Origin of the sequence: Pseudomonas sp. R3-52-08 (genome assembly GCF_003851745.1) — a bacterium.
GTDB lineage: Bacteria > Pseudomonadota > Gammaproteobacteria > Pseudomonadales > Pseudomonadaceae > Aquipseudomonas.
On record NZ_CP027730.1, the window covers coordinates 1,415,148 to 1,437,906 of the forward strand.

24 protein-coding genes are annotated in these 22,759 nt (G+C 60.7%); 18 read left to right on the top strand and 6 right to left on the bottom strand.

Features of this window, described 5'->3' with window-relative positions; genetic code table 11:
• Nucleotides 1-42 precede the first annotated feature (42 nt).
• Nucleotides 43-1,044: a PleD family two-component system response regulator gene (locus tag C4J91_RS06440; RefSeq protein ID WP_124361572.1), complete on the top strand. Its 1,002-nt coding sequence runs from the start codon at nucleotides 43-45 to the stop codon at nucleotides 1,042-1,044.
• Nucleotides 1,045-1,435: 391 nt separating this feature from the next.
• On the opposite strand, the gene C4J91_RS06445 is transcribed toward C4J91_RS06440, so the two are convergent.
• Nucleotides 1,436-2,737: an IS4 family transposase gene (locus C4J91_RS06445; protein ID WP_124365115.1), complete on the bottom strand. Its 1,302-nt coding sequence runs from the start codon at nucleotides 2,735-2,737 to the stop codon at nucleotides 1,436-1,438.
• Nucleotides 2,738-3,089: 352 nt separating this feature from the next.
• Between C4J91_RS06445 and prfB the strand changes: the two genes are divergently transcribed.
• From prfB to C4J91_RS06485, 8 genes are all read left to right on the top strand, one after another.
• Nucleotides 3,090-4,185, top strand: a protein-coding gene (prfB, locus tag C4J91_RS06450) for a peptide chain release factor 2 (protein ID WP_100226016.1) whose coding sequence is annotated in 2 segments (ribosomal slippage) — nucleotides 3,090-3,161 and nucleotides 3,163-4,185 — 1,095 coding nt in all. Because the reading frame shifts where the segments join, the coding sequence is not laid out codon by codon here.
• 96 nt (nucleotides 4,186-4,281) lie between these two features.
• Entirely contained in the window at nucleotides 4,282-5,784 is a 1,503-nt protein-coding gene (lysS, locus tag C4J91_RS06455; protein WP_124361573.1) for a lysine--tRNA ligase, read from the top strand.
• Nucleotides 5,785-5,890: 106 nt separating this feature from the next.
• Nucleotides 5,891-6,607, top strand: coding sequence for a TetR/AcrR family transcriptional regulator (locus tag C4J91_RS06460; protein WP_124361574.1), 717 nt, complete (start codon nucleotides 5,891-5,893; stop codon nucleotides 6,605-6,607).
• A 35-nt stretch (nucleotides 6,608-6,642) separates the two neighbouring features.
• Nucleotides 6,643-7,920, top strand: a complete 1,278-nt coding sequence (locus C4J91_RS06465; protein WP_124361575.1) for a flavohemoglobin expression-modulating QEGLA motif protein — start codon at nucleotides 6,643-6,645, stop codon at nucleotides 7,918-7,920.
• A gap of 41 nt (nucleotides 7,921-7,961) precedes the next feature.
• On the top strand, nucleotides 7,962-8,867 hold the full coding sequence (locus tag C4J91_RS06470) for an alpha/beta hydrolase (protein WP_124361576.1): 906 nt from the start codon (nucleotides 7,962-7,964) through the stop codon (nucleotides 8,865-8,867).
• Nucleotides 8,864-9,190, top strand: a complete 327-nt coding sequence (locus tag C4J91_RS06475) for a hypothetical protein (RefSeq protein WP_124361577.1) — start codon at nucleotides 8,864-8,866, stop codon at nucleotides 9,188-9,190. Before C4J91_RS06470 ends, C4J91_RS06475 begins: the two co-directional genes overlap by 4 nt.
• Nucleotides 9,191-9,358: 168 nt before the next feature.
• Nucleotides 9,359-9,724, top strand: a complete 366-nt coding sequence (locus C4J91_RS06480) for a hypothetical protein (protein ID WP_177412821.1) — start codon at nucleotides 9,359-9,361, stop codon at nucleotides 9,722-9,724.
• A 144-nt stretch (nucleotides 9,725-9,868) separates the two neighbouring features.
• Nucleotides 9,869-10,075 carry a hypothetical protein gene (locus C4J91_RS06485; RefSeq protein WP_124361578.1) on the top strand — a complete coding sequence of 69 codons (207 nt, stop codon included), beginning with the start codon at nucleotides 9,869-9,871 and terminating at the stop codon, nucleotides 10,073-10,075.
• A 29-nt stretch (nucleotides 10,076-10,104) separates the two neighbouring features.
• Here C4J91_RS06485 and C4J91_RS06490 read toward each other — a convergent pair whose 3' ends face one another.
• From C4J91_RS06490 to C4J91_RS06500, 3 genes are all read right to left on the bottom strand, one after another.
• Nucleotides 10,105-10,890: an OmpA family protein gene (locus C4J91_RS06490; protein WP_104501912.1), complete on the bottom strand. Its 786-nt coding sequence runs from the start codon at nucleotides 10,888-10,890 to the stop codon at nucleotides 10,105-10,107.
• Between the two features lie 56 nt (nucleotides 10,891-10,946).
• Nucleotides 10,947-11,372: a DUF4398 domain-containing protein gene (locus C4J91_RS06495; RefSeq protein ID WP_124361579.1), complete on the bottom strand. Its 426-nt coding sequence runs from the start codon at nucleotides 11,370-11,372 to the stop codon at nucleotides 10,947-10,949.
• A 272-nt stretch (nucleotides 11,373-11,644) separates the two neighbouring features.
• A complete protein-coding gene (locus C4J91_RS06500; protein ID WP_124361580.1) occupies nucleotides 11,645-11,989 on the bottom strand; it encodes a pilin assembly protein in 345 nt (114 codons plus the stop codon).
• A gap of 163 nt (nucleotides 11,990-12,152) precedes the next feature.
• Between C4J91_RS06500 and ppc the strand changes: the two genes are divergently transcribed.
• From ppc to C4J91_RS06535, 7 genes are all read left to right on the top strand, one after another.
• Nucleotides 12,153-14,780, top strand: a complete 2,628-nt coding sequence (ppc, locus tag C4J91_RS06505; RefSeq protein WP_124361581.1) for a phosphoenolpyruvate carboxylase — start codon at nucleotides 12,153-12,155, stop codon at nucleotides 14,778-14,780.
• Nucleotides 14,781-15,049: 269 nt separating this feature from the next.
• Nucleotides 15,050-15,697, top strand: a complete 648-nt coding sequence (gene adk / locus C4J91_RS06510) for an adenylate kinase (protein WP_124361582.1) — start codon at nucleotides 15,050-15,052, stop codon at nucleotides 15,695-15,697.
• Nucleotides 15,698-15,787: 90 nt separating this feature from the next.
• On the top strand, nucleotides 15,788-16,474 hold the full coding sequence (tsaB, locus tag C4J91_RS06515) for a tRNA (adenosine(37)-N6)-threonylcarbamoyltransferase complex dimerization subunit type 1 TsaB (protein ID WP_124361583.1): 687 nt from the start codon (nucleotides 15,788-15,790) through the stop codon (nucleotides 16,472-16,474).
• Nucleotides 16,475-16,633: 159 nt separating this feature from the next.
• Nucleotides 16,634-16,924, top strand: a complete 291-nt coding sequence (locus tag C4J91_RS06520) for a hypothetical protein (protein WP_124361584.1) — start codon at nucleotides 16,634-16,636, stop codon at nucleotides 16,922-16,924.
• Complete coding sequence (locus C4J91_RS06525) at nucleotides 16,924-17,784, top strand: DUF72 domain-containing protein (RefSeq protein ID WP_124361585.1); 861 nt, start codon at nucleotides 16,924-16,926, stop codon at nucleotides 17,782-17,784. The genes C4J91_RS06520 and C4J91_RS06525 overlap by 1 nt, the downstream gene beginning before the upstream one ends.
• A gap of 26 nt (nucleotides 17,785-17,810) precedes the next feature.
• Nucleotides 17,811-18,638 (top strand): oxaloacetate decarboxylase, encoded by an 828-nt coding sequence (locus tag C4J91_RS06530; RefSeq protein WP_124361586.1) that lies wholly within the window; start codon nucleotides 17,811-17,813, stop codon nucleotides 18,636-18,638.
• 21 nt (nucleotides 18,639-18,659) lie between these two features.
• Complete coding sequence (locus C4J91_RS06535; protein ID WP_124365117.1) at nucleotides 18,660-19,340, top strand: extensin family protein; 681 nt, start codon at nucleotides 18,660-18,662, stop codon at nucleotides 19,338-19,340.
• Nucleotides 19,341-19,343: 3 nt separating this feature from the next.
• On the opposite strand, the gene C4J91_RS06540 is transcribed toward C4J91_RS06535, so the two are convergent.
• Nucleotides 19,344-19,964 carry an energy transducer TonB gene (locus C4J91_RS06540; RefSeq protein WP_124361587.1) on the bottom strand — a complete coding sequence of 207 codons (621 nt, stop codon included), beginning with the start codon at nucleotides 19,962-19,964 and terminating at the stop codon, nucleotides 19,344-19,346.
• Between the two features lie 96 nt (nucleotides 19,965-20,060).
• Here C4J91_RS06540 and C4J91_RS06545 point away from each other — a divergent pair, with 96 nt between their 5' ends.
• Nucleotides 20,061-20,843, top strand: a complete 783-nt coding sequence (locus tag C4J91_RS06545; RefSeq protein WP_124361588.1) for a class I SAM-dependent methyltransferase — start codon at nucleotides 20,061-20,063, stop codon at nucleotides 20,841-20,843.
• A gap of 65 nt (nucleotides 20,844-20,908) precedes the next feature.
• Here the strand turns inward: C4J91_RS06545 and C4J91_RS06550 are convergent, their stop codons facing one another.
• Nucleotides 20,909-21,562 (bottom strand): TetR/AcrR family transcriptional regulator, encoded by a 654-nt coding sequence (locus C4J91_RS06550; protein ID WP_124361589.1) that lies wholly within the window; start codon nucleotides 21,560-21,562, stop codon nucleotides 20,909-20,911.
• Nucleotides 21,563-21,655: 93 nt separating this feature from the next.
• Here C4J91_RS06550 and C4J91_RS06555 point away from each other — a divergent pair, with 93 nt between their 5' ends.
• Nucleotides 21,656-22,756 (top strand): efflux RND transporter periplasmic adaptor subunit, encoded by a 1,101-nt coding sequence (locus C4J91_RS06555; protein ID WP_124361590.1) that lies wholly within the window; start codon nucleotides 21,656-21,658, stop codon nucleotides 22,754-22,756.
• Nucleotides 22,757-22,759 lie beyond the last annotated feature (3 nt).

Sequence of the window (22,759 nt, forward strand, 5' to 3'; positions counted from 1 at the left end):
CCCGCTGTGCAGGTTTGCAGGCAGTAATTCAGGTGACTGCACATGATTGATTTACAGCTCGACGACTTCAAGACCGACGAAAACGCCGCCATGGTGCTGCTGGTCGACGACCAGGCCATGATTGGCGAAGCCGTGCGGCGCGGCCTGGCCCATGAAGAAAACATCGACTTCCACTTTTGCGCCGACCCGCACCAGGCGATCTCCCAGGCGATTCGCATCAAGCCGACGGTGATTCTGCAAGACCTGGTCATGCCCGGCCTCGACGGCCTGACCCTGGTGCGCGAATACCGCAATCACCCGGCCACGGCGAATATCCCCATCATCGTGCTTTCCACCAAAGAGGACCCGCTGATCAAGAGCGCAGCGTTTGCGGCGGGCGCCAACGATTACCTGGTCAAGCTGCCGGACAATATCGAACTGGTGGCGCGCATCCGTTATCACTCGCGCTCCTATATGACCCTATTGCAGCGGGACGCGGCTTACCGCGCGCTGCGGGTCAGCCAGCAACAGTTGCTGGACACCAACCTGGTGCTGCAACGGCTGATGAACTCCGACGGTTTGACCGGACTGTCCAATCGCCGTCACTTCGACGAATACCTGGAACTGGAATGGCGCCGTGCCATGCGCGACCAGACCCAACTCTCCTTGTTGATGATCGACGTGGACTTCTTCAAGACCTACAACGACAGCTTCGGTCACGTCGAAGGCGACGAAGCCCTGCGCAAAGTCGCCGAAGCCATCCGCGACGCCAGCAGCCGCCCTTCGGACTTGCCGGCGCGCTACGGCGGTGAAGAGTTCGCCCTGGTGCTGCCCAACACCTCGCCGGGCGGTGCGCGGCTGGTCGCGGAAAAACTGCGCATGGCGGTGGCCGCGCTGAACATCCCGCATATCGCGCCGGCGGAAGGTTCGAGCCTGACCATCAGCATTGGCTTGTCGACCCTGACCCCGGTGCAAGGTACGGATTGCCGCCAGTTGATCATGGCGGCGGACAAGGGGTTGTACATGGCAAAGAATAATGGGCGCAATCAGGTCGGCATCGAATAACTCTAGGCCGACTCAAAGCCAAATGTGGGAGGGGGCTTGCCCCCGATGGCGGTGTGTCAGCTCAGGATAAACTGACAGACAGACTGCATCGGGGCACAGGTATCTACACAATTTTGCAGCAGCCTCCGGTAACCACGATGCGAAGCGAGCCGCTCTTGATCTTGATCTTAAGCGCCCCGTTAAACCACGCTGGCCGGAATTCGGCATTGATTTGGAGGGTAAACCGGCAGGGATGCCGGTTTAGCCGCCCCGCGTGGCGGCGGCCCTCCAAATCAATGTCGGATTACGGGCACACCGAGCCTAGGCGAGGTGCCGAGTGGTGGGGCAAGAGCCCTTTTGGTTACTTTTGGGGCTCTTTTCCAAAAGTGACCCGCCGTAAGGGCCAGCCCTTTCAAGGTCTTTTGATTTTAGCGGCCTTGAGCACCCGATCCGTCGACACATGGGCATTCGCGGCTTTGCCTTCCAGCCATTCCTTGGGTTTAGGCACCTTCGGCCCCCTTTTGCTCTTGACGACCGCTTTGGGCTGGATATTTCGAGCAAGTGCAAGCAGGTATTGAGCCAGCCCCGCTGCGGGGATAGGGATGGATAAATATTCTGGCAAGGCTATTTGCATCCCCTCGTAACCGCTGCGTACCTGCACCGTCAGGTGAAAAATCGATGCTTCCCAATCGTCGGGCAGAGTTTGGCGATGAGCCTGTTCGACGCTGCGTTTGAGCACGGCCAGAACGTTGTAAGCCAACACGGCCGATGCAAATCCCAACAGGGCTGCCTTAGGGTTGCCCAAGGTTTCGATTTCACTGTCCAACACCGCTTCCAGGCGCTGGAACATCCCTTCGATGCTCCAACGACGGCGGTACAAATCGGCGATTTGCTCAGCACTGATAGAGTCGGGCAAGTTGCTCCAGAACAGCAGCGTGGTGTCGCCGGATTCGGTGGGGTTTTGCAGGTTCAATTCGACTCGCCGCCACTGGCGTCCACCTTTTACTTCGATGATTTGCTCACGCACGCTGCCTGCCGCGACTGCGACAGGCACCTGCCAGTCGCTTTCCTTAAGCAGGCGCGGATGTTTGCTCTGTTCGCGAATGATGAACGAGGCCCCGGTATCTTCGCAGGCCTCCATGACTGGGAGCGTGCAGTAGAGTCGATCAGCCATCCACAGTTGCCCCGCGTTGGCCTTTTCCAGCAACGGCAGCACGCTGACGCGTTCGCTGGCATAGGCATCTTCACAAGGCTGAAGATCAACGACCTGGTCCAGATCGGGGTCGTAAACCACAACGGAAAAACCAGGCCGGGCGGCGCCTCGTTCACGGCGCAAAGCGCCCAGACGCTTTTCGCTGGAAGGCAGGTGGTTACCGTCAACGACCCGTAGTTGCCAACCAGGCAAAATGGCTGTGTGCCCCAGTTCTTTTATCGTCGGTGCCAAACGCTCTGCGCTACCGGTGACCAAGGCGCGCAGTAGCGCAGGCTCTGTACGACTGACCTTGTCATACAGCGCCGCCAAGCTGACAGGAAGATCTTCCATCTGTCGCGCGGCGGCATGCAGCGAAGGTCGCAAACCCAATGAAACAAGGGACATCAGTTCAACGATGGTTGAAAACAAAAGCTCTCGTGGGTACTGCCGCTGACGGTGCTCTTCGAATATCTGGTCGACCCATTCAGCAGGAACAGCCTGCTCCAATATCACTCTGGTCATGACACTGGCCGGTGCTTTTTTCTCAAACCGCGCTAGAACCTCTGCCCACATCGCTTTCGTCGCCCTGATTGGAGTTTTGCGGGATTTTATCAAAGACCTTGAAAGGGCTGGCCGTAAGGGCGGAACCCTAAGCCGCCGTTACCGCAGCAACGGATATGTACTCGCTCTGATCCAACATAATGGTCTGCTGCCAGGCCGCCATCGGGGGCAAGCCCCCTCCCACATTTAGATCTTCATTGGCCTTGGGATTGTGTACAAATCCGAGCCTTTTCGGCTAGGCGGGCTGCCGTTTCCAGGCGTTTGCCGTTATACTCGCCGGCTTTCAAAAGTTCGCCAACGAGTGCTGCCCGCCATGGAAATCAACCCGATCCTGAACACCATCAAGGACCTGTCCGAGCGCTCCGAAACTATTCGGGGGTATCTTTGACTACGATCAAAAGCATGAGCGCCTGACCGAAGTCAATCGCGAGCTTGAAGATCCGAGTGTCTGGAACAAACCTGAATATGCCCAGGAACTGGGCCGCGAGCGCGCTGCGCTGGCGCAGATCGTCGATACGCTCGACGAACTGAATACCGGCCTGGCCGACTGCCGTGACCTGCTGGACATGGCCGTTGAAGAAGATGACGAAGGCGCAGTGGGCGATGTCGTCGCCGAGCTGGCCCGTCTCGAGGAAAACCTCGCCAAGCTTGAATTCCGCCGCATGTTCAGCCACGAAATGGACCCGAACAACGCCTACCTGGACATCCAGGCCGGTTCCGGCGGCACCGAGGCCCAGGACTGGGCCAACATCCTGCTGCGCATGTACCTGCGCTGGGCCGACAAGCGCGGTTTCGACGCGACCATCATGGAACTGTCCGCCGGTGAAGTGGCGGGCATCAAGGGCGCCACCGTGCACATCAAGGGTGAATACGCCTTTGGCTGGCTGCGTACCGAGATCGGCGTGCACCGCCTTGTGCGCAAGAGCCCGTTCGACTCCGGCAACCGTCGCCATACCTCGTTTTCCGCTGTTTTCGTCTCGCCAGAGATCGATGACAAGGTGGAAATCGAGATCAACCCGGCCGACCTGCGTATCGACACCTACCGCTCCTCCGGTGCCGGTGGCCAGCACGTAAACACCACCGACTCGGCCGTCCGTATCACCCACGTACCGACCAACACCGTGGTCAGTTGCCAGAACGAGCGTTCCCAGCACGCGAACAAGGACACCGCCATGAAAATGTTGCGGGCCAAGTTGTACGAGCAGGAAATGCAGAAGCGCAACGCCGCTTCTCAAGCACTGGAAGACACCAAGTCGGACATCGGTTGGGGTCACCAGATCCGCTCCTATGTGCTCGATGCGTCGCGGATCAAGGATTTGCGCACTAACATCGAACGCAGCGACTGCGACAAGGTGCTCGACGGTGATATCGACGAATACCTGGAAGCCAGCCTGAAATCGGGCCTCTAAAGAACCCTGTAGGAGCGGGGGGGACGCCTAGTCCTTGCCTCGCGATCCCCAGCCGAAGGCTGGGGAAAACGTATTTGTGATGGAATTTCAAAAGACATGAGCGACCAACAACTCGACCCGCAAGCCCTGCAACAGGAAGAAAACTCCCTGATCGCCCTGCGCAAGGAAAAGCTTGCTGCCGAGCGCGCCAAGGGTAACGCCTTCCCCAACGACTTCCGCCGCGAAAACTACTGCGATGCGTTGCAGAAGCAGTACGCGGACAAGACCAAGGAAGAGCTGGCAGAAGCGGCGATCCCGGTCAAGGTGGCGGGTCGCATCATGCTCAACCGTGGCTCGTTCATGGTGATCCAGGACATGACCGGGCGTATCCAGGTCTACGTCAACCGCAAGACCCTTTCCGAAGAAACCCTGGCCTCGGTGAAAACCTGGGACATGGGCGACATCATCGCAGCCGAAGGTACCCTGGCCCGTTCCGGCAAGGGCGACCTGTATGTCGAAATGACCAGCGTCCGCCTGCTGACCAAGTCGCTGCGCCCGCTGCCGGACAAGCACCACGGCCTGACCGACACCGAGCAGCGCTACCGCCAGCGCTACGTTGACCTGATCGTCAACGAAGACGTGCGCCAGACCTTCCGCGTGCGTTCGCAAGTCATCGCCCACATCCGCAGCTTCCTGATGCAGCGTGACTTCCTCGAAGTGGAAACGCCGATGCTGCAGACCATCCCCGGTGGTGCCGCAGCCAAGCCGTTCGAAACCCACCACAATGCGCTGGACCTGCCAATGTTCCTGCGTATCGCGCCGGAGCTGTACCTCAAGCGCCTGGTGGTTGGCGGTTTCGAAAAAGTCTTCGAAATCAACCGCAACTTCCGTAACGAAGGCGTCTCGACCCGGCACAACCCTGAATTCACCATGTTGGAGTTCTACCAGGCTTACGCCGACTACGAAGACAACATGGACCTCACCGAAGAACTGTTCCGCGAGCTGGCGCAGCTGGTGCTGGGCAGTACCGACGTTCCGTACGGCGACAAGGTCTTCCACTTCGGCGAGCCGTTCGTGCGCCTGTCGGTGTTCGACTCGATCCTCAAGTACAACCCTGAGCTGACCGCCGATGACCTGAACGACATCGACAAGGCCCGTGCCATTGCCAAGAAAGCCGGCGCCAAGGTGCTGGGCTTCGAAGGCCTGGGCAAACTGCAGGTGATGATTTTCGAAGAGCTGGTGGAGCACAAGCTGGAACAGCCGCACTTCATTACCCAGTACCCGTTCGAAGTGTCGCCGCTGGCCCGTCGCAACGATGACAACCCGAACGTCACCGACCGTTTCGAGCTGTTCATCGGTGGCCGCGAAATCGCCAACGCCTATTCCGAGCTGAACGACGCGGAAGATCAGGCCGAGCGCTTCATGGCCCAGGTGGCCGACAAGGACGCCGGCGACGACGAAGCCATGCACTACGACGCCGACTTCGTACGTGCCCTGGAATATGGCATGCCGCCAACCGCCGGTGAAGGTATCGGCATCGACCGCCTGGTGATGCTGTTGACCAACTCGCCGTCGATCCGCGATGTGATCCTGTTCCCGCACATGCGGCCACAAGCGTAACCGTAGCGAAATCCGAAGCCGCCTTTTATAAGGCGGCTTTTTTATGTGGCGTGTACTCGCGTCAAGCAAACAGCGCCAGGTTTTGTTCTATTCAAGGATGTGTGTGGTGAACCGCGTAATGGCTCAAGAAGGCGCCGCCGGCATTGCCGCTGCCGTGGCTGAAAGCGTCCAGTACCAAGGCCGCAAGGCCAGCCGCCGGGGCAGTGAACAACGCCGGCAAGACATTCTCGATGCGGCCATGCGCATCGTGGTCCGCGATGGGGTCCGTGCCGTGCGCCACCGGGCCGTGGCGGCGGAGGCCGGCGTACCGTTGTCGGCGACCACGTACTATTTCAAAGACATCGATGACCTGCTCACCGACACCTTCGCCCAATACGTCGAGCGCAGCGCTGCCTTCATGGGCAAGCTGTGGGTGCGCAACGAAGGCCTGCTGCGCGAGATGGTCGCCTACGGCGATGGCAGCCCGGCATCGCGCTCGCAGCTCGCCGATGACATTGCGCGGCTGACCGCCGACTACGTGCAGCGTCAACTGGCCAACCGCCGTGAATACCTGATGGCCGAGCAGGCCTTCCGCCAGGAAGCCTTGTTGAATCCGCGCCTGGCCGAACTGGTACGCTCCCACCAGCAGATCCTGTTGCAGGGTACCGGGCAGTTTTTCCAGGTATTGGGCTCGCGCGAGCCGCAACAGGATGCCAAGGTGTTGACGGCGATTATCAGTCGGATGGAATATCAGGGCCTGTTGGGCGGCGCAGAGCCTCTGACCGGTGACGAGATGCTGGAGATACTCAAGCGTTACATGCACCTGGTATTGGCTTCGGTCTGATACCAGCAAGGCCACGTTTAAAGAGGAAGCACCGGGTGGACGATTACCAGCAGACGATACGCACCTTGTCCGATCGCATTGTGCTGGCGCAAACGCCGATCCGCGTCCTCGACGCCGTGAAGTGGGACGAGAATATTCGCCAGGGCTTTCTCAAGGCCAAGGGCAAGGCCATGCCCGCCGTGGATCGCGATTACTACCTGAACCGCCCGTTGTCGTTCGACTCCAGTGCGGTCAAGCTGGAATTCCAGAACATCGAGCGCGACATCACCCGCCGCCTCGGCCAGTTCAGCCCGGTAGGGCAGATCATGCGCCGTATGTGCCGGGAGTACCGCATGGTCGTGCGTATGCTCGAAGCCCGTGGCACCGAGGATTTCGGCCTGATTTCCCAGGAACTCTACGGCGCCGCGTCCGACGCCTTCCACGCCGGTGACCCGACCCTGGCCGATCTGGGCCTGATGCTCTCGGACTACCTGAACAATATCGACGGCCGTGGCGACCTCAAGGACGAAGCCAAGACCTTGACCGCCAAGGACGCCGTCGCCTTGCTGCAAACGCGCTTGAACAAAGTGTTCGGCGAGGCCGAAGAAACCATCCGCGTGTTCGAATCCGATGGCATCGTCGCCGACGCGGCGGCGGGCGCCGACTACATCAAGATCCGCGCCGACGCGATGTTCAACGACCGTGACGTGCGCGCCCTGGAAGTGCACGAAGGCCTGGTGCATGTGGGCACCACCCTCAACGGCCAGAACCAGCCGATCTGCACGTTCCTGTCCAAGGGCCCACCCTCATCCACCGTGACCCAGGAAGGCCTGGCGATCCTGATGGAGATCATCACGTTCGCCTCCTACCCCAGCCGGCTGCGCAAACTGACCAACCGCACCCGCGCCATTCATATGGTGGAGGAGGGCGCCGACTTCCTGCAGGTGTTCGAATTCTTCCGCGAGCAAGGCTTTGAAATGGCTGAAAGCTACGGCAACGCCAGTCGCGTGTTCCGTGGCTCGGTGCCCACTGGCTTGCCGTTTACCAAGGATCTGTCCTACCTCAAGGGCTTTATCATGGTCTACAACTACATCCAGCTGGCCGTGCGCAAGGGCAAGTTGGAACAAGTGCCGTTGTTGTTCTGCGGCAAGACCACGCTTGAAGATATGCGCACCTTGCGCCAACTGGTCGATGAAGGCCTGGTAGTGCCGCCCAAATACCTGCCCGAACAGTTCCGCGACATGAACGCACTGGCGGCGTGGATGTGCTTCTCCAACTTCCTCAACCATTTGAGCCTGGACCGCATCGAGGCGGACTACTCCAATATCCTGTAAGGATGCTGGCTATTTTCAACTCACCCACGAGGCTTCAACGGATGAGAATCCTCGGCATTCTTTGCCTGCTACTCACATTGAACGGCTGCAGCTCCCTGCTGTTCTACCCGGAGCCCGGCCTGCCGTTCACGCCGCAAAAAGCCCACCTTGCGTACCGCGACGTCACCCTCACCACCGCCGACGGCGTAAATCTGCACGCCTGGTGGCTACCCGCCAAGCCCGGTGTGCCACTCAAAGGCACGGTGCTGCACCTGCACGGCAATGGCGGCAATCTGGCCTGGCACCTGGGCGGGAGTTGGTGGTTGCCGGAGCAGGGCTACCAAGTGCTGTTGCTCGACTATCGCGGCTATGGGCTCTCCGAAGGCAAGCCGTCATTGCCGGCGATTTATCAGGATGTGGACGCCGCGTTCAGTTGGCTCGATCAGGCGCCCGAAGTCCGCGGCCAGCCGCTGATCGTCCTTGGCCAGAGCCTGGGCGGTGCGTTGGCCGTGCATTATCTTGCGGCCCACCCCGAGCGCCAGTCCCGGCTCAAGGCCCTGGTATTGGATGGCGTGCCCGCCAGTTATCGTGACGTAGGACAATTCGCCCTGAGCACGTCCTGGTTAACATGGCCGTTCCAGTTACCCCTGTCTTGGCTGGTGCCCGACGCCGACAGCGCGATCAACGCCATGCCCCAACTGGCCGGCGTGCCCAAGCTGCTGTTTCACAGCCTGGATGATCCGATCGTGCCCTTGTCCAACGGTATCCGCCTGTACCAGGCGGCGCCTGCACCCAGGGTGCTGCAACTGACGCGAGGTGGGCATGTGCAGACATTTGCCGACAAGACCTGGCAAACCGTGATGCTGCGTTACCTGGATGACCCGCTGCACTTCAACGGCCTGCGTCGTCTCGGCGAAATCCCGAATTATCCCCTACCTGAAGCTGACCCATCAGAGAGCCCGCAATGAGTGAAGAGCGCAACATGATCCCGCTGATTCTCACTGGTATCGGCACCATCATCGGTACTGTCGGTTGCCTGTGGTACTACGGCTACCTGCACTTCGCCAAGCCGGAGGATGCGCTGTTGCTCAGCGATTTCACGATGCTCAAGACCGTGCCGGGTGAGGACTATAAAGTCTCGTTGACCCCTGCCGCTCAAGTGGCGCAGTGCATTGATGGCGTATTGGTGATGTTCGACACCGACCAGAAAGGCCTGAGTGGCGTGCTGGTGAATAACAAGAAGCAGGCAGTGCGTTGCATGGGGCAGGAAACCCCACAACTGCAGCAGTGACAGCCGGCTTCCCCGCCGTGGGAAAGTGCCGTTATCTCTACAGATTATGGATTTGTCACCTGTCAGTCCGCCCCGCTGAGCGGAACCATCCTGACGCTCCCACCACAGATATGGACTGATTGGCGCTGCTGATCAGCCTATTTTATTCATTGGTTGGAGTGAGCGTTTATGGCGGGAATCAACGGCGTATCGGGTGGTGCAAACATGGGTGGCCTGGGCGGTGTCGGCAATACCGGCAATCGCCAGGGGGGCTCGCAGCAGGGGCTCGACCAACAGATTCAAGATGTAAAGAATCAGCTCCAGGAGCTTAAATCCAAAGGTTCTCAGGAAAACCAGGGAAGTGGCGGTGCGGGTGGCGAAGGCTCTCCCACGGCATTGGAGGAGCTACTGAAGAAACTACTCGCCCAGAAAGCTGGCGGTGCGCAGGGTGGTCAAGGCGCACAAGATGGCCAAAGCGGAGGACAAAGCGACGGCCAAGGCCAGGGCCAGATCCAGTCTCCGCCATCGCAAGGTACAGGCTCCGTCGACTACTGATGGGTGTCTCTGGAAAACCGCCTTCATTGGCGGTTTTTCAGGTTGCATCAAGCGACCGGTTTCGTTGTTGACGCGAATACCTGGAACCGTATCGCGTCAGATGCCACAGACAGCGATGAAACTACACAAAGCGGGGCCTAGAATGTGGCGATAACCATTGCTGCAATACGCAACATGTTGGACATGGCCAGGGAGCATCAGAAGCTGGAGCGGCGAGACGCTGAGGACGATGAACTCAAGCAACTGATGGATAAGCTGTCGCAAAATGCTTATGGCCCCAAAATCGAAATGCCTGCCGACGATACTCACCGCACCATCCAGTTTGACGAACCCAAAAAAAACCCACCGTAAGGTGGGTTTTTTCATGCCGCTTAAACCAATCAGTTAGCGACGGAAGAACGTGGCTTGACCGGTTGGTTGTCGTTGGAGATGGTCACTTCAACGCGGCGGTTCATTGCACGGCCCGATACGCTGCCGTTGTCGGCAACCGGGTATTCCTTGCCGTAGCCCTGGGTCACGATGCGCGAGATATCCACGCCTTGCTGTGCCAGTGCACGTTGCACGGAAGCCGCACGGCGCTCGGACAGGCTCTGGTTGTACGAGTCGGAACCGGTGCTGTCGGTGTAGCCTTCGACGATCACTTTACGGTCCGGATTGTCGCGCAGGAACTGAGCCAGCTTGGTGATATTCACCAGGCCGCTGGACTTAAGGTCGGACTTGTTGGTGGCGAACAGTACGTCACCAAAGGTCACCAGGGTGCCGCGATCGGTTTGCTTGGCGTTCAAGCTGTCTTGCAATTGCTTGATCTGCGCGTCACGAGCGTCCAGCAGGGCGCGGGCACGTTCGTCGCCAGCGTTTTTCAGCTTGGCTTCGGACTCACGCAGAGAAATGGTGTCTTTGGCCACTTCTACACGCTGGTTGGTCAGGTAAGCCAACTGGTCGACTTTCTTCTCGTCTTCCTTGTCGCGGTAGGCCTTGTCTGCCTTGTCCAGCCACTCGCTGGCGTCTTTGGTTTCCAGCGCTGCGAGCTTGGTAGCCTGCGGGTTGGTTTGCAGGGCCGTGAAATTGGTCCGTGCGTTTTCCAGATTTGCGTTCGGCGGGGTGGAGCAGGCTGCCAAGGCAACGCTCATCGCCAACAGGGCAGGGATCATCAATTGTTTACGCATAGTCGTGTCGTCCTTTCAATTCGATATCAGGTGCGATGCAGTCAAGGGGCAGCGGCTTACTTCTGCTGGATAGCAGCCGGGCGCATGCCTTCCTTACGCAACTCGTCAACTGCTTTCTGGGAGTCCTTCACCGCTTGCTCAGCCTTGGCAGCCTGGGCTTTACGCTCAGCAACGCGAGCGTCCCACTCGGCTTGTTCAGCCAACTGACGCGCTTTGTCGTAGTTCTTGTCGTGCATGGCGATTTCGGCTTCTTTGAGCTTGTCCTGGGCCGACTTCATTTCCACGGCTGCAAACTCGGTACCGCCAGCGCTGACCGCGCTGTTGACCGCAGATTGGGTCACTGCGTATTGCTCGGTCGGCGGGTTACCGGCACAGCCAGCCAGAACGAAGCTGGTGCCGATTGCCAGCGCGGCCAATTTGAGCCCGCGCAGGTGGTTAAACGAGGATTTGGCAGTGCTGGTCTTCATCGTCTTCAACTCCATTGGATAACTCCTGAAAAATCCATCTTGGCGTTCGTTTGCGGGCCCGGCGGTTAAGCACATGACGCCAGTTCAAACGAGCGTTCCAAGTGATGGCTTACTGGCTGTGACCGGATGCTTTTTTCAAAAGTTCAGCGGAGATGGCGATTTGCCTAAAAAAATATCTGACTGAATGGTCAGCATCAGAAAATTGGAACTTTCACCCCGCGCAGCGGTACGCCGGGCCGCTGAAAGGCCCGGAATACAGGGGTTGAATCGGTTTAAATAAGGGAGGATCAGTGCTGCTGTTCGTCAGCACTCGCTGACAAATCATGCAGATAGCGGCGCGACAACGTCAGAAAGCGCGGTGTGGGCCCAACGTCTTCATACAGCGGATCGCCTTCCTCATCGGTGGCAATCACCTGCTGGCCCTTGACGTAGGGAAAGCTGGCTTCCAGCTCTTCGAGGGCGGCGCCGATCAGTTCGCCAAGCAGTTCTTCGGTGTGGCGCTTGGGGTACATTTCGGCGAGGGCAGCCAGCCGCGCGGCGGCTTCTACGTCCAGATGAATCGCGTATTGGGTTTGGGTCAGTCGACCCTTGGCGGTTTCTTCCCAATGCTGGGGCAGGTCTCGAATTTTCATGGCAACCTCAATAATGAGTGACCAGCCACCGGTATGAATAACCCGGCGACTTAACCTTGAGACTAGCTGCAAGCCGCAAGGTTTAAAGTGTCTTGTCAGAAAGCGCCGCCGACGGCACTCTGGAACACCTGCGCGTCCCGGATTTCTGGCTGGAGATTGGCTGATGAGTGATATCGATGCACGCTTGCGTGAGGATGTTCACCTGCTGGGTGAACTGTTGGGCAACACCATTCGAGAGCAATATGGCGATGCGTTTCTCGACAAGATCGAGCAGATCCGTAAAGGCGCCAAGGCTGACCGGCGCGGCGCGGGCGCTGAGCTCAGCGCGAGCCTGAATCAGCTGCAGGAAGATGAACTGCTGCCTGTAGCGCGGGCCTTCAACCAGTTCCTCAACCTGGCCAACATTGCCGAGCAGTATCAGTTGATTCATCGGCGCGATGAATCGCAGCCGGCGCCCTTCGAGTCCCGTGTGCTGCCGGAGTTGCTGGCCCGTCTGCAAAGCGAAGGCCACAGTGACGAATCCCTGGCCCGCCAATTGGCGCGGCTGGAGATCGAGTTGGTCCTCACCGCCCACCCCACCGAAGTCGCGCGCCGCACGCTGATCCAGAAATATGACGCGATTGCCGCGCAACTGGCGCTGCAGGACCACCGTGACCTCACCAGCGCCGAGCGCGAGCAAATCCGTGAACGCTTGCAACGCCTGATCGCCGAGGCCTGGCACACCGAAGAAATCCGCCGCATCCGGCCCACGCCGGTGGATGAAGCCAAATGGGGCTTTGCGGTCATCGAGCATTCGTTGTGGCAGGCCATTCCCAATTATCTGCGCAAGGCCGATCAGGCCTTGCACGCCGCCACCGGTTTGCGTCTGCCGCTTGAGGCCGCGCCGATTCGATTTGCCTCGTGGATGGGCGGCGACCGTGACGGCAACCCGAATGTCACGGCGCCGGTCACTCGCGAAGTGCTGTTGCTGGCGCGCTGGATGGCCGCGGATTTGTATCTGCGCGATATCGATCAGCTCGCCTCCGAGCTGTCCATGCAACAGGCCAGCCCGGCGTTGCTGGCTCAGGTGGGGGACAGCGTCGAGCCTTACCGTGCCTTGCTCAAGCAACTGCGCGAACGCCTGCGCGCCACGCGCCAGTGGGCTCATGCCGCGTTGAGTGGCCCTGCACCGGCACCGGCGCAGGTGTTGCAGGACAATCGCGACCTGCTCGGCCCGCTGGAGCTGTGCTATCAGTCGCTGCATGAGTGCGGCATGGGCGTGATTGCCGATGGTCCGTTGCTCGACTGCCTGCGCCGCGCTGTCACGTTCGGCCTGTTCCTGGTCCGCCTGGATGTGCGCCAGGATTCCACGCGTCACTCGTCGGCCATGACCGAAATCACCGACTATCTGGGCCTGGGTCGCTATGAAGACTGGGATGAAGACACGCGCATCAACTTCCTGAGCAAAGAACTGACCAATCGCCGACCGCTGCTGCCGGGTTATTTCAAACCGTCGGCGGACACCGCTGAGGTGTTGAACACCTGCCGCGAAATCGCCGCTGCACCGGCCGCATCGCTGGGCTCCTATGTGATTTCCATGGCCGGCGCCGCATCGGATGTGCTGGCGGTGCAGTTGCTGCTCAAAGAGTCGGGCGTACAGCGGCCCATGCGCGTCGTGCCGCTGTTCGAGACCCTGGCCGACCTGGATAACGCCGGGCCGGTGATGGAGCGACTGTTGCAACTGCCGGGCTATCGCGCGCGGTTGCATGGCCCGCAGGAAGTGATGATCGGCTATTCGGACTCGGCCAAGGACGCCGGCACCACCGCCGCCGCTTGGGCGCAGTACCGGGCACAGGAACGGCTGGTGGATATCTGCCGCGAGCAACAAGTGGAATTGCTGTTGTTCCACGGTCGCGGTGGCACCGTCGGCCGTGGCGGTGGCCCGGCGCATGCGGCGATCCTGTCGCAGCCACCGGGCTCGGTGGCGGGGCGGTTCCGCACCACCGAACAGGGCGAGATGATCCGCTTCAAGTTTGGCCTGCCGGATATTGCCGAACAGAACCTCAACCTCTACTTGGCGGCGGTACTCGAAGCCACGCTGTTGCCACCGCCGCCACCGGAGCCGGCCTGGCGTCATCTGATGGACGAATTGGCCGCCGACGGCGTCAGCGCCTACCGCGCGGTGGTGCGGGAAAATCCGCAATTCGTCGAGTATTTCCGCCAGTCCACGCCGGAGCAGGAATTGGGGCGTTTGCCGCTCGGCAGTCGCCCCGCGAAGCGGCGCGCCGGCGGTATTGAAAGCCTGCGCGCGATTCCCTGGATCTTCGGCTGGACCCAGACTCGCCTGATGCTGCCCGCCTGGCTCGGCTGGGAAGCGGCATTGAGCAAAGCCCTGGAGCGCGGCGAGGGTGAGTTGCTGGGGCAGATGCGCGAGCAGTGGCCGTTCTTCCGCACGCGCATTGATATGCTGGAAATGGTGCTGGCCAAGGCCGACGCCGATATCGCCCGCCTCTATGATGAGCGCCTGGTGCAGCCCGACTTGCTGCCATTGGGTGCGCACTTACGCGACCTATTGTCGCAGGCGTGTGACGTGGTGCTGGGCCTGACTGGCCAGTCGCAGCTGTTGGCCCACAGTCCGGACACCCTGGAGTTCATCCGCCTGCGTAACACCTACCTCGACCCGTTGCACCTGCTGCAGGCCGAATTGCTTGCCCGCTCGCGCCAACGCGAAGCGGCGCAAGACAGCCCTCTGGAACAGGCGCTGCTGGTGTCCGTCGCCGGTATTGCCGCCGGTTTGCGCAACACCGGTTGAGGTTTTTCGCCTGTTCTCAATGGCTTGCGAATCAACCGCGACGACCGCCCTGAAACGGGCGGTCGTTGTTTGAGGGGCACGGTTGCGCCTTTGGCTGACGCATGCCTGGCGCGGGTTTCTCCTACTTTTGGCGGCTTGTGTGGTAAGGGCCTGCTGTGTATCTTGATCAGCCTTTGGCCGTTTGATCGGCCTGGAACCACATTTTTACGAGATTGGCCCCACGCGGCGAATCCGAGCGTCATCTCTATAAAAAATTGAGGAGCACATCGATGCGCGTCATTCTGCTGGGAGCTCCCGGGGCCGGTAAAGGTACTCAGGCAAAGTTCATCACTGAAAAATTCGGCATTCCACAAATCTCCACCGGCGACATGCTGCGCGCGGCCGTCAAGGCCGGCACCGAGCTGGGCCTGATCGCCAAGAGCGTGATGGACAGCGGCGGCTTGGTCTCCGATGACCTGATCATCAACCTGGTCAAGGAACGCATCAGCCAGGAAGACTGCAAGAACGGTTTCCTGTTCGACGGCTTCCCGCGCACCATTCCCCAGGCTGAAGCGCTGGTGAAAGCGGGCGTCGAGTTGGACGCGGTGGTCGAGATCGCCGTTGAAGACGAAGAAATCGTCCAGCGTATCGCCGGTCGGCGCGTTCACGAAGGCTCGGGCCGCGTGTATCACATCGTCTACAACCCGCCGAAAGTGGCCGGCAAGGACGATGTCACCGGTGAAGACCTGGTGCAGCGTAAAGACGACACCGAAGAAACCGTACGTCATCGCCTGTCGGTCTACCATTCCCAGACCAAGCCGCTGGTGGACTTCTACCAGCAGCTGTCCGCTAAACAGGGCAAGCCGAAATACAGCCATATTCCTGGCGTCGGCTCCGTGGAAGCGATCACTGCCAAGGTGCTGCAAGCACTGAGCTGATGCGTTGATCGGCTGCATTCACAACGGCCCGCTTGCGGGCCGTTGTTGTTTATACTGGCGCACTTTTTTTCGACTTGGACACCCACACCCATGAGCACCCTGCTGGCCCTGGACACCGCGACTGAAGCTTGCTCCGTTGCCTTGCTGCACGACGGCAAGGTAACGAGCCACTACGAGGTGATCCCGCGGCTGCACGCGCAGAAGCTGCTGCCCATGATCAAGCAACTGCTGGAAGACGCCGGTACCAGCCTGGCCGCCGTGGATGCCATCGCGTTCGGCCGTGGCCCCGGCGCGTTTACTGGCGTGCGGATTGCCATTGGCGTGGTGCAGGGCCTGGCGTTCGCGTTGGAGCGTCCGGTATTGCCGGTCTCCAACCTCGCGGTACTGGCCCAACGTGCGCTGCGTGAGCATGGCGCCACGCAAGTGGCGGCGGCGATTGATGCGCGCATGGATGAAGTCTATTGGGGCTGCTACCGCGAGAGCGCCGGTGAAATGCGCCTGATCGGCGTGGAAGCCGTGCAAGCGCCGGAGTCATCGGTACTGCCCGATGATGCCAGCGGCGACTGGTTCGGTGCCGGGACTGGCTGGGGCTATGGCGAGCGTATGGGAGTGCAGCTTGCGGGTCTGGACGCTGCGATGCTGCCCCATGCCGAAGACCTGCTGACCCTCGCGCGCTTTGCTTTCGAGCGCGGCGAGGCGATTGTGGCGGATCTGGCGGCGCCGGTTTACCTGCGCGATAAAGTCGCACAGACCAAGGCAGAGCGAGGGATTATTTGACGCCAGAATTGCGGTAAACCTACGCAAATATCGCCAATCGTCAGAATTTTCACCGGGTTTTAAACCTTTTTCAAATTATGTGTTCTAGTTATCACCAGAGCATTTGCGCGCTACGGATCGCGCCACTAAAATGCCATTACTGATAGCGAGTTCGCGCCCATGCGTATTGATGGCTTTTCCTCACAGTCGTACCCAATCAAACGTAAGCCGCGTAAGGCTAACGTTACTGTGGACGACTCCGTAGAGGACTCGCCAGACTTCATTGAAGTCCACTCCGACGCGCAGCCCAGCACCCAAGCCCGCATCAGCGGTCTTCCCGCCCGTCAGCAAGACATGGTCTTCCCCCGCTCCATGAGCAAAAGCGTTGCCACTGCCCTGGCCAGCTACCTGACCACCGCCGGCTTTGTCGAATGGGATATGGAAGTGCTGGGTCTCGATATCCACATCTGATGCGTCTGCCTTACTACATCGGCTGCCCGTCCTGGAGTGAAAACGCCTGGCGAGAATATCTGTATCCCGCCGATGCGCGCTCCAATGATTACCTGGCACTCTATTCCCAAATCTTCAACGCGGTTGAAGGCAACACCACGTTTTACGCGCGCCCCTCGGTCGCCACGGTGCAGCGCTGGGCCGAGATCATGCCCGAGCACTTTCGCTTCACCGCCAAATTCCCAGGTGATATCAGCCATGCCGGTGACTTGCGCGAGCAATTGCCAGCGGCGGAAAGCTTCGTCGGCTTGATGAGCCCCTTGGGCGAGCGCGTTTCGCCGCTGTGGCTGCAACTGTCGAAGGCTTTTACCCCGCAGCGCCTCGGTGAGCTGGCCGGATTCCTCGATGGCATCGATCGCCCACTGGCCGTTGAAGTCCGCCACGAGGAGTTCTTCGCCCGAGGCGAGGCCGAGCGCAGGCTTAACCGCCTGCTGCGCGATCGCGGTGTCGAACGCGTCTGCCTCGATCCGCGCGCGCTGTTCAGTTGTACTTCCACCTCGGCGGCCGTCCTGCATGCCCAATCGAAAAAGCCCAGGGTGCCTGTGCGCCCGGCGGCCCTGACGCTGTTTCCGCAAGTGCGCTTTATCGGGCATCCCGAGCTTGAAGCCAACGATCCGTTCCTGATGCCCTGGGTCGAAAAGATCGCCAGCTGGATCGAAGAGGGGCGTACCCCCTATATGTTCCTGCACACCTCGGACAACCGCCTCGCCGCGCAATTGGCCTTGCGTTTCCACGACCAGTTGATGGTGCGATTGCCAGGGCTCGCGCCGCTGCCAACCTTGCATCGAGAACCCGTCGCGGAACAACTGGGGTTACTCTAGGGCTTCTTTCCCGCCAGGAGTCAGTCATGGATGCCCAAACCCTTCGCGCCGAAACCTTCAAAGCCCTGCACGCGCGCGACCGTGCCTTTGTCATGCCCAATCCGTGGGACGCCGGCTCCGCCATCATGCTTGCCAGCCTGGGCTTCGAAGCCTTGGCCACCACCAGCGCGGGTTTTGCGTTCAGCCTGGGACGGCCGGATGCGGAAGGCGCGCTGTCGCTGGAAGACACTCTGGGCAATGCCGGAGCCATTGTCCGGGCGACTTCGCTGCCAGTCGCCGCTGACTTGGAAAACGGCTTCAGCGACACCCCCGAAGGCTGTGCCCAGACCATCCTGCGAGCTGCCGCCACCGGTATCGTCGGCGGCTCCATCGAAGACGCCACCGGGGTTGCCGTCGATCCGATCTACCCCTTCGACCTCGCCGTCGAGCGCATCGAGGCCGCCGTCGCTGCCGCCCGCAGTCTGGGGTTTCCCTTCACGCTGACGGCTCGTGCAGAAAACTTCCTGCATGGTCGCCCAGACTTGCCCGACACCATTCGCCGCCTGCAAGCCTACGCCGAAGCGGGCGCCGATGTGCTGTATGCGCCGGGCCTGCGCAGTGCCGAAGAGGTGCTGGCGGTGGTCAAGGCCGTCGCGCCCAAACCGGTGAATGTATTGATGTCCGGTGGCCTGAACCTCAGCGTCGCGCAGCTGAGCGAACTGGGCGTGCGGCGCATCAGCGTGGGCTCGGCCCTGGCCCTGGCGGCCTATGGCGAGTTCTATCGGGCGGCGCAGGAAATCTACGGGTTGGGCACCTTTACCTTTACCGAGCGCAAGATGCCGTTCGACCAGGCCAATCGATTCTTCAAGGGCTAAGCGGTGCGGTCGATCAGGTGGATGGGCGCGTTGCTGGTGCTCGGCGGCGCGCTGGCCGTGGGCGTATGGCGCGGCTGGGTGCCGTTGCCGCATGAATGGAACCCATGGGCGCCGCTGGATGTGCGCGTCAGTCCGAACCTGTTGACGCGTTACAAACTGGGGCGGCTGCAGGATGATCCCGCGCTGTGCGACCAGGTGCTGAAAACCTCGGGGTTGCGGGTGAGCCATCAGGCCGACTCGCGCGCCGACGCCACTTGCCCCCTGCGCAACACGTTGAGGGTACAGGGCGCAGAGGTTGGCTTGAGCAGCAGCTTCCTGGCCAGTTGCCCACTGGCGGTAGCGTTTGCCCTGTTCGAGCGCCACAGCTTGCAACCGGCGGCTCAGGCGATATACGGCCAAGCGGTGACGCGGGTCGATCACCTGGGCAGTTTTGCCTGTCGCAATGTCTACAACCGCGCCGAAGGCCGACTCAGCCAGCACGCGTCGGCCAATGCATTGGATATCGCCGGGTTTCGCCTGGCTGATGGGCGCCGTATCAGTGTGCTCAAGGACTGGCCGGGGGAGGGTGCTGACGCGCGATTTTTACGTCAGGTGCGTGACGGCGCGTGCCACGCTTTCAATGGGGTGTTGAGCCCCGACTATAACGCCGCGCACCGTAACCACTTCCATCTGGATATGGGCCGCTGGTGGATGTGTCGCTAAGCGTCAGGCGGCCAGGCGCAGGTTGTTGGCGATCAGCGGGCGTGCCCAGTGGTAGTCAAAATCCAGGGCTTTCTGTTGTTCTGCCAGAGCCTGCTCGGTGAACGGAGTCGCGGCCGGTGGCAACAAGTCCAGCTCGAACTCGGCAATCGGCAAGTGCAGCGGCCGGGGTTGCGGCGCCGGGCCCGGCTCAGCGACGGGTTGACCTGCGCTCAGGACAATCGGGCGTACCCAGCCGCTTTCGAAATTCTGCTGGCGTTGCTGGGCGATGATGTCTTCATCAGGAAAGGGTGGCGCTGCGGGTGGCAGCAACTCGGTTTCGAATTCGGCAATCGGCAGGAATAGCGGCTCAGGCGGGGCGATCACGGTGTCTTTCACGTCGCACTCACGCTGGGTGAGGATCTGCGCGAGCAGGTCGGCGCCTTCGCCGGGTTCCACCGCCGGGTCTTTCGGTGCAGTCGCCATAGCGGCCAGCGCGCCTGGGGTGGCGCCGAGCTGCTCGGCCAGGGCGCGGGCGAAGAAGTCCTGCCACACATGGCTCACCCCGGCCAGCGCTTGAGTATTGCGCAGGCCGTAGTGGTTGTGGGTCGGCAGTACACCGATAGTTAGGGGAAGAATGTCTGACATTTTTTTCGGTCGACGCTCAGCTCTGGCAAAATACCTGACTGTTGTTTTTATCGGCCGGTGTTTGCCGATCCTTAATATTTTTGAGCGTAGCGATTGATGAGCGAACAACCAGCGGCCAGCCGCATTCGAGTCGAGGCTTTGGCCGAAGTATTCCAGGCCCGCGCCGAGCAGTGGGCGGCGCTGCTTGGCTTGCCTGTGCAACTCGATGATGCGGATTTTTCCCTGCAAGTCGGGGAACAAGGCCTGCAGTTGCAACAGCTCGGGCCTGACGCGCCGGGGCCGGTGCGGGTCGACTTTATCGAAGGCGGCGCAGCGCACCGGCGGCTGTACGGCGGCGGCAGCGGGCAGATGATCGCCAAGGCCGTGGGCATCGCCCAAGGCGTTCGCCCGCGCGTGCTCGACGCCACGGCGGGCCTGGGCAAGGATGCTTTCGTGCTGGCCAGCCTGGGCTGCGAGATGAGCCTGGTCGAGCGCCAGCCGTTGATCGGCGCCTTGCTTGAAGATGGCCTGGCACGCGCTGCGCAGGATCTTGAAGTGGCGCCGATCGTGGCGCGGATGCAGCTGCTCAAGGGCAACTCCATCGAGGTGATGTGCAATTGGGAGGGTGAGCCGCCTCAGGTGATCTACCTTGACCCGATGTTCCCGCATCGTGAGAAAACCGCCCTGGTGAAGAAGGAAATGCGTCTGTTCCGGCCACTGGTCGGCGATGACCCGGACGCACCGGCCTTGCTCGCAGCGGCGTTGGCCCTGGCCAGCCACCGTGTGGTGGTCAAGCGCCCGCGCAAGGCACCGTGCATTGAGGGGCCCAAGCCGAGCCATGCGCTGGAGGGTAAATCCAGTCGGTACGATATTTATCCTAAAAAAGCGCTCAAGCCTTAAGCCTTAAGCCTTAAGCCTTAAGCTGCAAGCTGCAAGCAGAAGCGCGCTCAACTTGCCGCTTGCAGCTAACCACTTGCCGCTGCCCCTCGCCCATATGCCCGCATAAACAACCCCACCACCTCCTGCACATGCGCCTCGGCGTCCGCCTCGCTCAGCTGTCCGCCACAGCCATACAGCAGACGGAAGTTCGCGGTGCCTTTGAGCAGGCAAAAGAAGTGCTCGGCCGCCTTGAAGGGTTTGTCGATGCTCAGGGCGCCACTCTCGTCGATTCGACTGAGCAGACGCTCCATGCCCTGCAACATGCGCATGGGGCCTGCTTCGAAGAAGATCTGTGAGAGTTTCACGTCCTGATTGCCGGTCGTCATCATCAGGCGATGCAGGTTCACCGATTCCTCGCTGTTGATCAGCCGATGAAACCCGCGCGCGATGTTCAGCAGCACTGTTTGCACCGGCATGGCGTCGGGCAGTTCGAAATACATCACCGGCAGTTGTTCCTCGCACTTGGCGACGACAGCGGCAGTGAACAAGGTTTCTTTGTCGGTGAAGTGGCTGTAGACGGTCAGTTTCGACACCCCCGCTTCAAGCGCCACAGCGTCCATGCTGGTACTGGCATAGCCATTGCCCAAAAACAGAACTTTGGCGGCTTCGAGGATTGCCTGGCGTTTTGCCATGTCCTTGGGGCGCCCGGGACTGTTGGTGTTTATAGGATTGTCGGACATTTTCACCTTTAATACTGGACTGGTGAGTTTGGTATTAATAACATACCGGCCAGTATAATTATTCCTAGCTTCATTTGCGAAAGGTCCTACAGCATGCGCAGTACTTTCCTGCCCCTTGCGTTGCCTGTCAGCTTGGTCTTCCTGTTAGCCGCCTGCGGCCACGAAGACGCGGTCCAAACCACTATTCGCCCGGCCATGGTGGTGCAACCCCAGCCTTCGGCGCAGGCGATGGACAGCTATCCAGGTGAAGTGCGCGCCCGCTATGAACCGGATATGGCCTTTCGCATCGGTGGCAAAGTCAGCAAGCGCCTGGTGGAAGAGGGTGAGCGGGTCAAGGCCAACCAGCCCCTGGCAGAGCTCGACCCCCAGGATGTGCGTCTGCAACTGGAAGCCTCCCGTGCCCAAGTGGCGGCTGCCCAAGCCAACCTGAGCCTGGTGCGCGCCGAGCGTGACCGCTACAAGACCCTGATGGACCGTCAGATGGTTAGCCGGTCCCAGTACGACAATTCTGAAAATCTTTATCGAGCCGGTGAGGCACGCCTCAAGCAGATCAACGCTGAATTCGACGTGTCCAGCAACCAGGCCGGCTATGCGGTGCTGCGTGCGCCCCAGGACGGTGTCGTCGCCAGGCGCGCGGTTGAAGTCGGCCAGGTCGTCTCCGCTGGCCAAACCGTTTTCACCCTGGCCACCGATGGCGAGCGTGAAGTGTTGATCAGCCTGCCTGAGCAAGGCTTCGGCCGTTTCAAGATCGGCCAGCCGGTGTCGGTTGAGCTGTGGAGCCAGCCGGATCAACGGTTTGCCGGGCGCATTCGCGAGTTGTCGCCCGCCGCCGACCCGAAGTCGCGCACCTTCGCTGCGCGGGTGGCGTTCACGGGCGGTAAAGTCCCGGCGGAACTCGGCCAGAGTGCCCGCGTATTCATACAGGTCGACGGTGTGGTTCCACTGTCGGTGCCGCTGTCTGCCCTGAGTGCGGAGAACGGCGCGTCGTACGTCTGGCGTGTGCAACCGGATAACACCCTCAAGCGCACACCCGTGCGCATCGGCGCGTTTGGAGAGAAGACCGTGCCGGTACTCGAAGGCCTGACGCCCACCGACTGGGTGATTGCGGCGGGTGTGCATGTGCTCCATGAGGGGCAGCAAGTGCGCCCGGTGGATCGCGCCAACCGTGTGGTGAATCTGGCGGCCAAGGAGTAGTCC